Source organism: Limnohabitans sp., from assembly GCF_044361985.1.
Taxonomy (GTDB): Bacteria; Pseudomonadota; Gammaproteobacteria; order Burkholderiales; family Burkholderiaceae_C; genus Limnohabitans_A.
The window spans coordinates 18,303-31,737 of record NZ_JBIKHV010000022.1 but is presented as its reverse complement, the minus strand read 5'-3'; the positions used below and the strand labels follow the sequence as shown (position 1 = coordinate 31,737).

The window sequence follows — 13,435 nt, the reverse complement described above, 5'->3', positions numbered from 1 at the left end:
GCCAACCGCCCCGACATCGTGGGCATGACCGCTGACCTGGGCAAGTACACCGACATGCACCTGTTCTCGCAGGCTTATCCTGAGCGGTTTTTCCAGATGGGTATGGCCGAGCAGTTGCTCATGGCCGCGGCAGGGGGAATGGCCAAGGAAGGGCTGACCCCGTTTGCCACCACCTACGCTGTGTTCGGCACGCGCCGCGCCTATGACTTCATCCACCAGGTCATTGCCGAAGAAAACCTGAACGTGAAGATCTGTTGTGCCTTGCCAGGCCTGACCACCGGCTATGGCCCCAGCCACCAGGCCACAGAAGATCTGGCCATGATGCGTGCCATTCCCGGCATGACCATCGTGGACCCTTGTGATGCCCTGGACATCGAGCAGGCCGTACCGCAAATCGCGGAACACAAAGGCCCGGTCTACATGCGCCTGCTGCGCGGCAATGTGCCGATGGTGCTTGATGAATACGACTACAAATTTGAGTTGGGCAAGGCCAAGCGCCTGCGTGACGGCCACGATGTGCTGGTGATCTCCAGCGGCTTCATGACCATGCGTTCTTTGGAGGTGGCCAAAAAACTGGAAGCCGACAACGTGGGCGTGGCCGTGTTGCATTGCCCGACCATCAAACCGCTGGATGAATCCACGATTTTGGCGGAAGCGCGCAAGCCCGGCCGCCTGGTGGTGGTGGCCGAAAACCATTCGGTGATCGGCGGCTTGGGCGAAGCGGTGGCGGGCTTGTTGATGCGCGAAGGCGTGCTGCCCGCCAGGTTCCGCATGCTGGGCCTGCCCGATGCTTTTCTGGATGCGGGTGCCTTGCCCACTTTGCACGACCGTTACGGCATCTCGGTAGAAAAAATGGCCGGGACACTCAAGCAGTGGCTGAGTTGATGCGCTGAAAATTTCATACCCGTCTTCACGGGAATGACAGTCAGGCAGCCAAACGCGCTTGCAGCGCTGCCTTGGTGTCCAGCAGTGCCTTGGGCAGGTGGTAGCTCAGTTGTGCAAAGTGCGCATCGTGCAGCTTGAACTCGGCTTGCCAGGCGGCTTGGTCGATGCTGGTGACGGCCGTGAACTGCTCCGCGCTGAAGTCCAAACCGGTCCAGGTGATCTCGGCGTAAGTCGGGGCGATGCCGAACATGGTTTCAACGCCTTGGGCCTTGCCCTCGAGGCGGTCGATCATCCACTTCAGCACGCGCATGTTGTCGCCGTAACCAGGCCAGACAAAAGAGCCGTCTGCACCTTTGCGGAACCAGTTGACGCAGTACATGGCGGGCAGCTTGTGGCCAGCCGATTGCAGCTTGGCGCCGGTGTCGAGCCAGTGCTGAAAGTAGTCACTCATGTTGTAGCCGCAAAACGGCAGCATGGCGAAGGGGTCGCGGCGCACCACGCCTTGCGCGCCAGAGGCGGCGGCGGTGGTCTCAGAGCCCATGGTCGCCGCCATGTAAACGCCCTCGGTCCAGTTGCGCGCTTCAGTCACCAGGGGCACGGTGGTTGAGCGGCGACCGCCGAACATGAAGGCGTCGATCGGCACGCCTGCTGCGTCGTCCCAGGCGGGGTCGAGGGCGGGGTTGTTGGTTGCGGCCACGGTGAAGCGGGCATTTGGGTGGGCCGCCTTGGCCCCGGTTTCCTTGGCAATCTGGGGTGTCCAGTCCTTGCCTTGCCAGTCGATCAAATGGTCGGGCAATTTGCCGGTGTCTTTTTCCATGCCTTCCCACCACACATCGCCGTCGTCGGTCAGGGCCACGTTGGTGAAGATCACGTCCTTGTGCAGGCTCAGCATGCAGTTGGGGTTGGTCTTCATGTTGGTGCCGGGGGCCACGCCAAAGTAACCGGCTTCGGGGTTGATGGCGTACATCTTGCCGTCGTCGTGTGGCTTGATCCAGGCGATGTCGTCACCAATGGTGGTGACTTTCCAGCCGGCAAACGTGGCGGGTGGCACCAGCATCGAAAAGTTGGTCTTGCCGCAGGCGCTGGGGAAAGCGGCGGCCACGTGGTACTTCTTGCCTTGCGGGCTGGTCAAGCCCAAGATCAGCATGTGCTCAGCCAGCCAGCCTTGGTTACCGGAGGGACCGTTGGCTGCCACACGGCCCATGTTGGAGGCGATGCGCAGCGCAAAACACTTCTTGCCCAGCAAGGCGTTGCCGCCATAGCCTGAACCGTAAGACCAGATTTCGTGGGTTTCGGGGAAATGCACGATGTATTTGGTCGTGGGGTTGCAGGGCCAGGGCGTGGTGTCCTTCTGGCCAGCAGGCAAAGGCGCACCCACGGTGTGCATGCAAGGTACAAAGTCGCCTTGTGTACCCAGCACGTCGTACACGGCCTGGCCCATGCGGGTCATGATCTTCTGGTTGACGGCCACGTAGGCGCTGTCGCTCAGCTCGATGCCGATGTGGCTGATGTGCGAGCCCAGTGGACCCATGGAAAAAGGCACCACGTACATCGTGCGGCCCGCCATGCAGCCGTCAAACAGCGGGTTCAGGGTGGCGCGCATTTGCGCGGGTTCCATCCAATTGTTGGTGGGGCCGGCATCTTCTTTTTTGGCCGAGCAGATGAAGGTGCGGTCTTCCACGCGGGCCACGTCGGACGGGTCCGAGCAGGCCAGGAATGAATTGGCGCGCTTGGCCGGGTTCAGTTTTTTGAAGGTGCCCGCAGCGACCAGTTCGGCGCACAAGCGGTCGTATTCTTCTTGCGAACCATCGCACCAGTAAATGTCGGCGGGTTTGCACAGGGCGGCCATTTCGGCGACCCAGGCGATCAGCTTGGCGTTTTTGACGTAAGCCGGCGTGTTCAGGTTCAGGCCCTGCATCGCGGGTGAGTTCATGGGAAAGCTCCAAAGTTTGAAAATCGTCTTTTCAAAACCGCCGGCTCAGGGGCTTTGAAAAAACGGCTCGGGTGCTGAGATACTGCGCGCTGGGGTCGTCAAAAATGCCTGTTCGTAACCGCTTGGTAACCTGCGGGCCTTGATTTTAGGGAGGCTGCCCCTTGCGCGCTTGTCAATCCAGCCCAAAACACCTTTTAATCTATGCAAAAAAAGCATCGTGTTATGCGGACAAATCTCTTTCGAGGTGACGGAGTGGCTCGCCGCGCTGTGATGCTGGCGGCCTGGGCCTGGGCCATCGCCCCACAACGAATGGCACGGGCGCAAACATCCACGCGCATCAAAATTGCAGCCGCCAGCAATCTGAAGTTTGTACTTGCTGACCTGAAAAGCCTGTTCCAGCAAGCGACAGGCATTCAAGTCGATGTCAATTTGGGCGCCTCGGGCAATCTGGCACGGCAGATTTTGCAAGGCCTGCCGGTCGAGCAATTCATATCGGCTGACGAAGATCGTGTGGCCGAACTGTTCAAGGCCGGCCGCACGCTGGATGCCGGGCAGCGCTATGCCACCGGCCGTTTGGCCTTGATCGTGCCTTCCAATTCAGCACTGCCCCTGGCCCAAGGCCTGGCCGCCGTGGTGCGCAGCCTGAAGCCGGGCGATAAATTCGCCATCGCCAACCCCGCGCTGGCCCCTTACGGCGTGGCTGCTGAAGAGGCCTTGCAGCGCTCGGGCGTGGGGCCGCTGGTGGCGCGGCACAAAGTTCTGGGGGACAACGTCGGCCAGGCCACGCAGTTTGTGGCCACGGGAGCAGCGCAAGCGGGCATCACCGCCCTGGCCTTGGCCATGGTTCCTGAAATGGCCAACAAGTTGCAGGTCTTGGCCTTGACCGAGAAGTTGCATGCCCCCTTGCACCAGCGCATGGTCTTGTTGCAGGGCGCCAGTCCGGCGGCGCAGGCTTGGCAACTTTTCTTGGCCAGCCCGCAGGCCCAGGCCGTGTTTATTCGGCATGGTTATGGCTTGCCGCAATAATCAAGGCCCGCACCCCAATCGCGCACGCCCCATCAAAAAGAACCCTTAAACCATGGATTGGTCTGCCCTACACGTTTCGCTGACCCTGGCGGCCCTGACCACTTTGGTGTTGCTGCCGCTGGGCTTGGCGCTGGCCCGCTGGCTGGCGGTGACCGCCTGGATCGGGCGGCCTTTTGTGGAAGCTTTGCTGTTGCTGCCCTTGCTGCTGCCGCCCACGGTCATTGGCTTTTACTTTCTGATGGCCTTTGGCCAAGGCAGCCCTTTGGGTGCCTGGCTGGCGGCATCAGGCTGGCGCCTGGTGTTCACCCTCGAAGGCTTGCTGCTGGTCAGCGTGCTGGTCAATCTGCCCTTCATGGTGCAACCCATACAGCGTGCTTTTGCCGCTGTGCCCCATAGCCTGCGTGAGGCGGCCTGGGTGTCCGGCCTGTCCACTTGGCAAACCTTTTGGCGCATTGAGCTGCCGCTGGCCTGGCCCGGCTTGTTGGCCGGCATGGCGCTCACGGTGGCGCACACCTTGGGTGAGTTTGGCGTGGTGCTCATGGTGGGGGGCAACATCGAAGGTGAAACCCGCACCCTGTCGGTGTCGCTTTACGACAAAGTGCAAGGCATGGACTTGCAATCCGCCCATGTGATGGCGCTGGCCTTGGTGGGGGTGTCCTTGCTGGCGCTGAGCCTGGTGCTGGCTTTTGACCGGGTGGGCCAACGCGGCCGCGCCCTGCAGGAGCGCTGATGCACGGCTTGCAAGTGCAACTGCGCTCGGCCAGCCCGATCCGGCTGGCGGCCGAGTTTGACTGCGGTGCGGGTGAACTGGTGGCCTTGGTCGGGCCATCGGGCAGCGGCAAAACCAGCATGTTGCGTGCGATTGCCGGTTTGTGGACACCGGCCGATCTGCAAGGCCATATTCGCGTGGCTGGACAGGCCTGGCTCGACTCGGCGGCGGGGGTTCAGTGGAGCCCCCAGCAGCGCCGTGCGGGCCTGGTGTTCCAGCAATACGCCTTGTTTCCGCACATGACGGCGCATGCCAATGTGGCGTTGGCCGCTGGCCCTGGCTGGACCGTGGCCGATGTACAGGCCTTGCTCAGTCGCCTTGGCTTGGATGCGCTCAGCCAGCGTCGCCCGGCGCAGCTGTCGGGTGGCCAACAACAACGCGTGGCCTTGGCGCGGGCGCTGGTGCGGGTCATGCCGGCACCGCAAAAGGTTTCAGGCGCCGCAGAGCTGGAGCATTTCCCCGGTGTTTTGCTCCTTGATGAACCTTTTTCTGCCGTTGATGCCCCCACGCGGCAGGCCTTGTACCGTGAATTGGCCGCTTTGCGCCAAAAGGTCTCTGTGCCCATGGTGCTGGTCACGCACGACTTGGCCGAAGCCCGCCGCCTGGCCGACCGGGTGGTGATCGTGGATGCCGGACAAACCCTGCAAACGGGCGAGCCCGCACGCGTTTTTGCCAGCCCCCGCAATGCCCGTGTGGCCGAGCTGGTGGGCATTCAAAACCATTTTGAGGGGCGTTTTTTCAAGGACCAGCCTGGCTGGGGTCGTTTGCGCTGGACCGATGTAGCCCAGCCCGAAAAATGCATTGATTTGATGGTGATCGACAAGAACAAGATCGGCGACGGTACGCCCGTGACCTGGGTGATGAACGGAGAACAGGTGGATGTGCTGGAAGATGTGCTGGGTGATGTGCCGGGAGATGTGCCTAGGGGTGGCGATGCGGTGAGCACGGTCGCTGGACAAACCCGCTTGCGCTGCCAATTGCTGGAGGTCTTGTCACTGGGCGAAATCAGCCTGTGCACGCTGTCTCCGCAAGACTTGCCCGGTCAGACCCTCACCTTGAACCTGACCACTCGCCTGCTGGGGCGGCTTCAAGTGGATGCGGGTGGCTGGGTTCAGTTGCTCATCGCGCCGCAGGCCTTGCACATCATGCCGGTGCGCGAAGGGGTGATCTGAAGCACGGGCCTGATCCAGCGCCCAAAACAAAAAACCCGCAAAGCCAAAGCTGTTGCGGGTTTTTTGCTGAAAGGTGCTGCCCAAAGGCGGGCACCTCAGAGTGCAAAAGCCTCAGGCCATGAACACGGCAATGAAGGCCAGCAAAAAAATCAGCACGGCGCCAGCGGCCGGAATGACCACGGGAATGTGCTTGACCACGTTTTCAACGGGATCGTCAGATGTGTGTGTGTCGTCGTGAGCAGACATGGGGAACCTCAAAACAAGAATGGGCGTATTGTAGCCAAGGGCAGCGGGCACCGGCCTGACGGCCCCGAATCACATCAAGGCGTAGGTGGTACTGGCCCTGAAAACACTCTTGCCATCGTCGGCCCCAGCCAGGTCGATTTCGCCAAAGGCCATGGCTTTGCCCACCCGCAGCACTCGTGCCGTGACAAGTGCATCCTGACCCGACAGCGGTTTCATGAAGGTGCTGGACAGTTGCACCGTGCTGCAAGGCCTGAACTGGCCGAAGTGCTGGATCAGCGCCAGCACCATGGCCGTGTCGGCGGCGGCCATCATGGCCTGTCCGCACAACATGCCGCCCACGCGCGAGAGCTGATCGCTTTGCGGCAGGCGCAGGGTCACGCTGTCGGCGCCAATGCGCTCGACCTGCAGGTTCAGCGCTTGCACCCAGGGGGCGAACAGGTCGGACAGTGATTGCTGCAGGGTTTCAGTGGTGATGCTCATGCAAACAGTTTAAACAGATGAAAAAGTCCAAGTTGCAACCCCCTTCAACCGGCCCATCTGCAGACCTTGCATCCTCTCTATACTGGTTCTGTTCAAGGCTTGCCTTGTCTTGCATGCACCTTTTGATTGACACCCGCAACACGGTTTGAAACGCCATGACTTCTTCCATCATCGTTCTGGGTGCCGGCATGGTCGGCACTTGCACTGCTTTGCATTTGCAGCAGCGCGGCCTGGATGTGGTGCTGGTGGACCGGCGCGCGCCAGGGCAAGAGACCTCCTTTGGCAATGCCGGCCTGATCCAGCGTGAAGCGGTCGAGCCCTATGCCTTTCCGCGTGAGCCGGGCTTCTTGTTGAACGCGGCCTTGGGCCGGGGTGCAGAGGTCCATTGGCATGCGCGTGGTCTGTGGCAAATGGCCGGATCGCTGTGGCGGTATTTCAATCACTCGCGCCCGCAGTCGCACGCCCATGCCACCGAGGCTTACAGCCGCCTGATTGCCCATGCCACGGATGAACATGCCGTGCTGATGACGGCTGCGGGTGCCCATGATTTGGTGAAGCGAGAGGGTTTTCGCCTCGTGTTCCGCACGCCCCGCGCGCTTGATGAAGCGCTGCAGCGAGCATCCACCCTGCACGACCGTTTTGGGGTGCTTTACCAGGCAGAAAACAGCACTCAGCTGGCGCAGGCCGAGCCCGCCTTGCGCCTGCCCTTGGCTGGTGCTGTGCACTGGCTCGACCCCTGGGCGGTGCATGATCCGGGCGCTTTGGTGCAGCGCTATGCCGATCTTTTTAGCGCCCGTGGCGGGCGTTTTTTGACGGGTGACGCCACCAGTTTGCAGTCGCAAGGCGCTGGCTGGTCGGTGCAAACCAGCGAAGGCCGCGTGGCAGCCGAGCAGGCGGTAGTCGCGCTGGGCCCTTGGGCGGATGGTCTGATTCGCACTCTGGGTTACCGTTTCCCCTTGTTCGTTAAACGCGGCTACCACCAGCACTACCGCTCGCCTGCGCAGTTGCGTCAGCCGTTGCTCGATGCTGAACGCGGCTATGTGCTGGCCCCCATGCAGCGCGGCATGCGGCTGACCACGGGTGCGGAATTCGCGCCCATCGATGCACCGCCCACGCCTGTGCAACTGGTCAAGGCCGAGGTGCTGGCTCGCGAACTGCTTAACTTGGGTGAGCCACTGCCCGAGCCGCCCTGGCTGGGCGCACGCCCCTGCACCGCCGACATGCTGCCCGTGATGGGGCCCGCACCACGCCACAAAGGCCTGTGGTTCAACTTCGGTCATGCCCACCAGGGCTTCACGCTGGGACCCGTGGCGGGCCGATTGCTCGCCGAGATGGTGCATGGCCAGCACACCTGGATCGACCCTGCGCCTTACGCGCCTGCGCGATGGGTATGAAAGCGGCTCTGGTGAGACAGAGGGTCCGATTCAGACCCTGTCACAGCACCCGGTAAAAACTCAAAAACACCCCATCGGGCGCGCGCCGCCCGGTGCCGACGAACTGGCTCTCGCTCAGCCAGGCCCATTGCGGCGCGGTGGCTTCTAGCTTCGGTTGGCAGCGGAAGTAGATGTCGTTGGGGTTGACCGGCTCGCCGTTCATGATGCGCTGGGAGTTTTCCAGCGAGGCCACGCGCAAGGCGGTGTTTTGCACAAACACCCGGCTGCCGTCATCGAGCTCGATCACATAACGCGCGTCCAGATGCGCCTGCGTGCCGCCGCCCAGAATCAGCTGGAAGTCGGCGCCACCCGCCAGCACTTTGCCATTCACCCGGGAGCCGGTCACGCTGCCGCCTGTGATCGGGATCATGCGGCGCAGACCGGCCGGCGTCTGGCCGACTTCAACGGGTGCAGCGATGGTCACGGCCAAGTCGCACAGGTGTTCGAGTTGGGGTGGAGGTAGCGTCATGAAGGATCCCTTTAAACTGGGTCTGAATTATCAGGTGACTTTACAAATGCTTTCGACCCAAGACAAAACCCGCATCGACGACACCCGCATTGCTTCGGTGCGTCCCCTCATGACACCTGCTTTGCTCGAAGAGCAGCTGCCCGCATTGCCTGCGCATCTGGCGTTGGTCGAGCGTTCGCGGCAAGACATCTCGAACGTCTTGCAGGGCAAAGACGACCGCCTGGTTGTGGTGGTCGGGCCTTGCTCGATCCATGACCACGACCAGGCCATCGCCTACGCCAAGCTGCTCAAGGCCGAGGCCGATCGGCACGCCCAGGATTTGCAGATCGTGATGCGCGTGTATTTTGAAAAACCCCGCACCACCGTGGGCTGGAAGGGCTACATCAACGACCCGCACCTGGACGGCAGCTTTGCCATGAACCAAGGGCTGGAGATGGCGCGCAAACTCTTGCTCGACATCATCGACCTGGGCGTGCCCGTGGCCACTGAATTTCTGGACTTGCTCAGCCCCCAGTACATCAGCGACTTGGTCACCTGGGGGGCCATCGGCGCCCGCACCACCGAAAGCCAAAGCCACCGCCAGCTGGCCAGCGGCCTGTCGTGCCCGGTGGGTTTTAAGAACGGCACGGACGGTGGCGTCAAGGTCGCGGCCGATGCGGTGGTGGCCGCCAAGGCCCCGCACGCCTTCATCGGCATGACCAAAATGGGCCAGGCGGCGATTTTCGAGACGCGCGGTAACCAGGACGTGCACATCATCCTGCGCGGCGGCAAAGCGCCCAACTATTCGGCCGCCGATGTGGACGCTGCGTGCCAGGCGCTGCAAGCCTCGGGCATTGCACCGCAAGTGATGGTGGACGTGTCGCACGCCAACAGCAGCAAGCAGCACAGCAAACAGATCGATGTGGCGCACGATGTGGCCGCACAGGTGGCAGCAGGCGACCGCCGCATCATGGGGCTGATGATCGAGAGCCACTTGAACGAGGGCCGGCAAGACCTGAAAGAAGGCCAGCCGCTGGCGCATGGCGTGTCGGTCACCGACGCTTGCATCAGCTTTGCGCAGACAGTGCCGGTGCTGCAGGCGCTGGCCAAGGCGGTGCAAGAGCGGCGCAGCCACGCCTGATTTTTTAAGTAGCTTGTGCGGCGCGCTTGCCGCGTCAGGGTTCGTGTTGTGCCAGGTACATGCTGCCGGCTTCGGCTGGGCTGAACATTGGCGAGGTTCGACTGCTTTCCAGGTCAATGCCCATGCGCAATGCCTGCGACAAGCCACTCAGCTCATCGGACAGGGTGGCCAGCAAATCGTCGATCGACAACAAGCCCATTAGCCGGCCGTTGGGCGCAGTGATGAATACGCGCCGCACGCCATATTGGTTCATGGCCTTGACCGCTTCGTGCACGGTGGCCGTGCCGGGCACCCGAATCAAATGAACGGTGCTGAACGCGCCGATGTTTTGTTCTTGCGGTGTGCGGTCTTGCGCCAGCAAATGGATGACCAGATCACGGTCGGTCACCACCCCCACCACCCGCGTCGGGTCTTCGGGGTCCGTCAAAGCCAGTGCGCCTACATGGTGGGTGCGCATCATCTCAGCGGCTTTGCGCACAGAGGCCTCAGCGCTCACGGTGAGGATGTCGCGCTGGCAAAGTTGGGACAGGTTCATGAAAAACGCTCCTGAAAACGAAACCAGCCCACCTTAGTCGGGCGGGCGGTTGGTTTCAGTGCGTTGTTTCACCTGGCAGACAGACCCAGGTCAGCCCGCCAGCCCCACAAAAACGTTTTGAACATCGTCGTTGTTGTCGACAGCACCCAGAAAGCTCTCGACTTCTTCCAGGTGCTCCGGGCTCAGGCTGGTGGGGTCGACCGGATTTTTGGGTTTGTAGCCCAGCTTGGCCGACACCACCGTGAAGCCGTGCGCAGGCAGGGCTCGGCTGACCAAATCCAAGTCGGTCGTCTCGGTGATGAACACCGTCATGCCGTCTTCATCGGCAGGTTCGAAATCTTGCGCCCCCGCTTCGATGGCGGCCAGCTCCGGATCGGCGCCCGCTACGGCGGGCTCAGCTTCGATCATGCCCACATGGTCAAAGTCCCAGGACACCGAGCCCGAGGTGCCTTGCTGGCCCTTGCGGAACAAAACACGCATCTCGGATGCACTGCGGTTCACGTTGTCGGTCAGCACCTCGATCATCACGGGCACCTGGTGTGGCGCAAACCCTTCGTAAATGACCCGCTCAAAGCTGACGGCATCGCCCAAAAGGCCAGCGCCCTTCTTGATGGCACGCTCCAGCGTTTCTTTGGGCATGGACACCTTGCGGGCCTGCTCGACCACCAGACGCAGGCGCGAGTTGGCGGCCGGGTCAGCGCCATTGCGGGCGGCGATCATGATGTCCTTGGCCAGTCGGCCAAACAGCTTGCCTCTGGCGTCTGCTGCCTGTGCCTTGCCTTTTGCTTTCCATTGGGCGCCCATGGGGGTCTTCCTTGGTGAGGGTCTGACGCCAAAGGCGCAGACCCGGTGAAAGGGGCGCCCAGCACAGAGCTGGGCGCGGTTCAGAACGGGTGCCAGTTTAATCGCCCAGGTGTTCAAGCGCCTGACGGCAATCCCCATGAGGCGGCAGCCTAAGCGCCGAGTCAGCTAAATGGGAGTTTATTTGAGCTAAAGTGACGGGCTAAACCGCCTTATAAGGGCGATTTTTGAATCGGTTCGACATACCGTCGAACGTCGGGTTCACTTCACAACACAGACAACGAGAGTAAACATGGCCGCAGAAAAATCCAAAATCATCTACACGCTGACCGATGAAGCCCCCTTGCTGGCCACGGCGGCGTTTTTGCCCATCGTTCGCACGTTCACGGCCCCTGCGGGCATCGAAGTGGCCGAAAGCGACATTTCGCTGGCTGGGCGAGTTTTGGGCGAGTTTTCGGACATGTTGCCGCCTGAGCAGCGTGCACCGAACAACCTGCTTGAGCTGGGCAAACTGACGCTCAACCCGTCTGCGAACATCATCAAGCTGCCCAACATCAGTGCCTCTGTGGGCCAATTGGTCGCTGCCATCAAGGAACTGCAGGCCAAAGGTTATGCCTTGCCAGACTATCCAGAAAATGCCAAGACCGATGAAGAAAAGGCCCTGAAGGCCCGCTACGCCAAATGCACCGGCTCGGCCGTCAACCCGGTGCTGCGTGAAGGCAACTCAGACCGCCGCGCGCCCCGCGCTGTGAAAGAGTTTGCGCGCAAGAACCCGCACAGCATGGCCGAGTGGAGCCAGGCCTCGCGCTCGCACGTTTCACACATGCACGCCGGCGACTTCTACCATGGCGAAAAGTCCATGACCCTGGACCGCCCCCGTGACGTGAGGATGGAGCTGATCACCAAGAGCGGCAAAAACATCATCCTCAAACCCAAGGTGTCCTTGCTGGACCGTGAAGTCATCGACAGCATGTTCATGAGCAAGAAAGCCCTGGAAGAGTTTTACGAAAAAGAAATTGAAGACGCGCGCAAAACCGGCGTCATGTTCTCGCTGCACGTCAAAGCCACCATGATGAAGGTTTCCCACCCCATCGTGTTCGGTCACTGCGTGAAGATCTTCTACAAGGAAGCCTTCGCCAAGCACGCTAAATTGTTCGAAGAGTTGGGCGTGAATGTGAACAACGGCATGGCCGATCTGTACAGCAAGATCACCACCCTGCCCCAGTCTAAGCAAGACGAAATCAAGCGCGACTTGCACGCCTGCCATGAGCACCGCCCCGAGCTGGCCATGGTGGACTCGGCCAAGGGCATCACCAACTTCCACTCGCCCAACGACATCATCGTGGACGCCTCCATGCCCGCCATGATCCGCAACGGCGGCAAGATGTGGGACGCCAACGGCCGACTTAAAGACGTCAAGGCGGTGATGCCCGAGTCGACCTTTGCCCGCATTTACCAAGAGATCATCAACTTCTGCAAATGGCATGGCGCCTTCGATCCCAGGACCATGGGCACCGTGCCCAACGTCGGCCTGATGGCACAGCAAGCCGAAGAATATGGCTCGCATGACAAGACCTTCGAAATCTCTGAAGACGGCGTGGCCAACATCACCGACATCAACACCGGCGAAGTGCTGCTGTCCGAAAACGTGGAAGCCGGTGACATCTGGCGCATGTGCCAGGTCAAGGACGCTGCGATTCGCGACTGGGTCAAGCTGGCCGTAACGCGCGCCCGCAATTCCGGCATGCCCGTGGTCTTCTGGCTTGACCAGTACCGCCCTCACGAAGCGCAGCTGATCACCAAGGTCAAGATGTACCTGCACGAGCACAACACGGTCGGTCTGGAAATCCAGATCATGAGCCAAGTGCGTGCCATGCGTTACACCCTGGAGCGCGTGGTGCGCGGCCTGGACACGATCAGCGCCACCGGCAACATCCTGCGCGATTACCTGACCGACCTGTTCCCCATCATGGAGTTGGGCACCTCGGCCAAGATGCTGTCGGTCGTGCCCTTGATGGCGGGCGGCGGCATGTACGAAACCGGTGCGGGTGGCTCTGCGCCCAAGCACGTTCAGCAGTTGGTAGAAGAAAACCACTTGCGCTGGGATTCTTTGGGCGAGTTCTTGGCGCTGGCCGTATCGCTGGAAGACCTGGGCCTGAAAACCGGCAACAAAAAAGCGGTTGTTTTGTCCAAGACACTGGATGCCGCCACCGGCAAACTTTTGGACAACAACAAGAACCCCTCGCCCAAGACTGGCCAGCTGGACAACCGCGGCAGCCAGTTTTATCTGGCCATGTACTGGGCGCAAGAGTTGGCAGCGCAAACCGAAGACGCCGAGTTGGCGGCCCAGTTCGCGCCCTTGGCCAAAGCGCTGACGGAACATGAACAAAAAATTGTGACCGAGCTCAATGCGGTTCAGGGCAAGCCCGTGGACATCGGTGGGTACTTCATGCCCGACAAGGCCAAACTGGCCGAGATCATGCGCCCCAGCGTGACCTTCAACACGGACTTGGCCAGCATGAAGGGCTGATCGACTGCGCTCACATCCAGGCCACTCGGGTTGTCA

Annotated in this window: 13 protein-coding genes; 7 read left to right on the top strand and 6 right to left on the bottom strand. The window is 61.2% G+C overall.

Translation table 11 applies throughout. From position 1 onward, the window contains the following. The coding region (locus tag ACIQ3A_RS06230) for a transketolase family protein (RefSeq protein ID WP_396430885.1) at positions 1 to 885 on the top strand (885 nt) is incomplete at its 5' end. Positions 886 to 925: 40 nt separating this feature from the next. Here ACIQ3A_RS06230 and ACIQ3A_RS06225 read toward each other — a convergent pair. Beyond that, the gene (locus tag ACIQ3A_RS06225) at positions 926 to 2,818 is read right to left on the bottom strand and encodes a phosphoenolpyruvate carboxykinase (GTP) (RefSeq protein ID WP_396430884.1); all 1,893 of its coding nucleotides are present in this window, start codon (positions 2,816 to 2,818) and stop codon (positions 926 to 928) included. Between the two features lie 222 nt (positions 2,819 to 3,040). Between ACIQ3A_RS06225 and modA the strand changes: the two genes are divergently transcribed. From modA to ACIQ3A_RS06210, 3 genes are read left to right on the top strand one after another with little or no spacing between them, the layout of a single operon-like run. After that, positions 3,041 to 3,844 (top strand): molybdate ABC transporter substrate-binding protein, encoded by an 804-nt coding sequence (gene modA / locus ACIQ3A_RS06220; RefSeq protein ID WP_396430883.1) that lies wholly within the window; start codon positions 3,041 to 3,043, stop codon positions 3,842 to 3,844. 52 nt (positions 3,845 to 3,896) lie between these two features. Further along, positions 3,897 to 4,574 carry a molybdate ABC transporter permease subunit gene (modB, locus tag ACIQ3A_RS06215; RefSeq protein ID WP_396430882.1) on the top strand — a complete coding sequence of 226 codons (678 nt, stop codon included), beginning with the start codon at positions 3,897 to 3,899 and terminating at the stop codon, positions 4,572 to 4,574. Next, complete coding sequence (locus ACIQ3A_RS06210) at positions 4,574 to 5,785, top strand: ABC transporter ATP-binding protein (protein ID WP_396430881.1); 1,212 nt, start codon at positions 4,574 to 4,576, stop codon at positions 5,783 to 5,785. Before modB ends, ACIQ3A_RS06210 begins: the two co-directional genes overlap by 1 nt. Before the next feature lie 111 nt (positions 5,786 to 5,896). On the opposite strand, the gene ACIQ3A_RS06205 is transcribed toward ACIQ3A_RS06210, so the two are convergent. Next, a complete protein-coding gene (locus tag ACIQ3A_RS06205; RefSeq protein ID WP_255561983.1) occupies positions 5,897 to 6,031 on the bottom strand; it encodes a hypothetical protein in 135 nt (44 codons plus the stop codon). Between the two features lie 69 nt (positions 6,032 to 6,100). Continuing rightward, positions 6,101 to 6,511, bottom strand: a complete 411-nt coding sequence (locus ACIQ3A_RS06200; RefSeq protein ID WP_396430880.1) for a PaaI family thioesterase — start codon at positions 6,509 to 6,511, stop codon at positions 6,101 to 6,103. Positions 6,512 to 6,666: 155 nt separating this feature from the next. Here ACIQ3A_RS06200 and ACIQ3A_RS06195 point away from each other — a divergent pair, with 155 nt between their 5' ends. After that, entirely contained in the window at positions 6,667 to 7,905 is a 1,239-nt protein-coding gene (locus ACIQ3A_RS06195) for an NAD(P)/FAD-dependent oxidoreductase (RefSeq protein WP_396430879.1), read from the top strand. A gap of 40 nt (positions 7,906 to 7,945) precedes the next feature. Here the strand turns inward: ACIQ3A_RS06195 and ACIQ3A_RS06190 are convergent, their stop codons facing one another. Continuing rightward, positions 7,946 to 8,413 carry a DUF3237 domain-containing protein gene (locus ACIQ3A_RS06190; RefSeq protein ID WP_396430878.1) on the bottom strand — a complete coding sequence of 156 codons (468 nt, stop codon included), beginning with the start codon at positions 8,411 to 8,413 and terminating at the stop codon, positions 7,946 to 7,948. On the opposite strand from ACIQ3A_RS06190, the gene ACIQ3A_RS06185 reads away from it, so the two are divergent. After that, the gene (locus ACIQ3A_RS06185; protein ID WP_396430877.1) at positions 8,412 to 9,533 is read left to right on the top strand and encodes a 3-deoxy-7-phosphoheptulonate synthase; all 1,122 of its coding nucleotides are present in this window, start codon (positions 8,412 to 8,414) and stop codon (positions 9,531 to 9,533) included. The genes ACIQ3A_RS06190 and ACIQ3A_RS06185 overlap by 2 nt on opposite strands. A gap of 34 nt (positions 9,534 to 9,567) precedes the next feature. Here the strand turns inward: ACIQ3A_RS06185 and ACIQ3A_RS06180 are convergent, their stop codons facing one another. Together ACIQ3A_RS06180 and ACIQ3A_RS06175 are read right to left on the bottom strand one after the other, a co-directional pair. Continuing rightward, positions 9,568 to 10,068: a cyclic nucleotide-binding/CBS domain-containing protein gene (locus ACIQ3A_RS06180; RefSeq protein ID WP_396430876.1), complete on the bottom strand. Its 501-nt coding sequence runs from the start codon at positions 10,066 to 10,068 to the stop codon at positions 9,568 to 9,570. 90 nt (positions 10,069 to 10,158) lie between these two features. Then, a complete protein-coding gene (locus ACIQ3A_RS06175) occupies positions 10,159 to 10,872 on the bottom strand; it encodes a YebC/PmpR family DNA-binding transcriptional regulator (protein ID WP_396430875.1) in 714 nt (237 codons plus the stop codon). A gap of 289 nt (positions 10,873 to 11,161) precedes the next feature. On the opposite strand from ACIQ3A_RS06175, the gene ACIQ3A_RS06170 reads away from it, so the two are divergent. Next, complete coding sequence (locus tag ACIQ3A_RS06170; protein ID WP_396430874.1) at positions 11,162 to 13,399, top strand: NADP-dependent isocitrate dehydrogenase; 2,238 nt, start codon at positions 11,162 to 11,164, stop codon at positions 13,397 to 13,399. The last annotated feature ends 36 nt before the right edge of the window (positions 13,400 to 13,435 follow it).

Excerpts from the sequence above, each read along its gene's own strand:
- ACIQ3A_RS06225 (WP_396430884.1), bottom strand. The coding sequence starts at position 2,818 with ATGAACTCACCCGCGATGCAGGGCCTGAACCTGAACACGCCGGCTTAC.
- modA (WP_396430883.1), top strand. The coding sequence starts at position 3,041 with ATGCGGACAAATCTCTTTCGAGGTGACGGAGTGGCTCGCCGCGCTGTG.
- modB (WP_396430882.1), top strand. The coding sequence starts at position 3,897 with ATGGATTGGTCTGCCCTACACGTTTCGCTGACCCTGGCGGCCCTGACC.
- ACIQ3A_RS06210 (WP_396430881.1), top strand. The coding sequence starts at position 4,574 with ATGCACGGCTTGCAAGTGCAACTGCGCTCGGCCAGCCCGATCCGGCTG.
- ACIQ3A_RS06205 (WP_255561983.1), bottom strand. The coding sequence starts at position 6,031 with ATGTCTGCTCACGACGACACACACACATCTGACGATCCCGTTGAAAAC.
- ACIQ3A_RS06200 (WP_396430880.1), bottom strand. The coding sequence starts at position 6,511 with ATGAGCATCACCACTGAAACCCTGCAGCAATCACTGTCCGACCTGTTC.
- ACIQ3A_RS06195 (WP_396430879.1), top strand. The coding sequence starts at position 6,667 with ATGACTTCTTCCATCATCGTTCTGGGTGCCGGCATGGTCGGCACTTGC.
- ACIQ3A_RS06185 (WP_396430877.1), top strand. The coding sequence starts at position 8,412 with ATGAAGGATCCCTTTAAACTGGGTCTGAATTATCAGGTGACTTTACAA.
- ACIQ3A_RS06190 (WP_396430878.1), bottom strand. The coding sequence starts at position 8,413 with ATGACGCTACCTCCACCCCAACTCGAACACCTGTGCGACTTGGCCGTG.
- ACIQ3A_RS06180 (WP_396430876.1), bottom strand. The coding sequence starts at position 10,068 with ATGAACCTGTCCCAACTTTGCCAGCGCGACATCCTCACCGTGAGCGCT.
- ACIQ3A_RS06175 (WP_396430875.1), bottom strand. The coding sequence starts at position 10,872 with ATGGGCGCCCAATGGAAAGCAAAAGGCAAGGCACAGGCAGCAGACGCC.
- ACIQ3A_RS06170 (WP_396430874.1), top strand. The coding sequence starts at position 11,162 with ATGGCCGCAGAAAAATCCAAAATCATCTACACGCTGACCGATGAAGCC.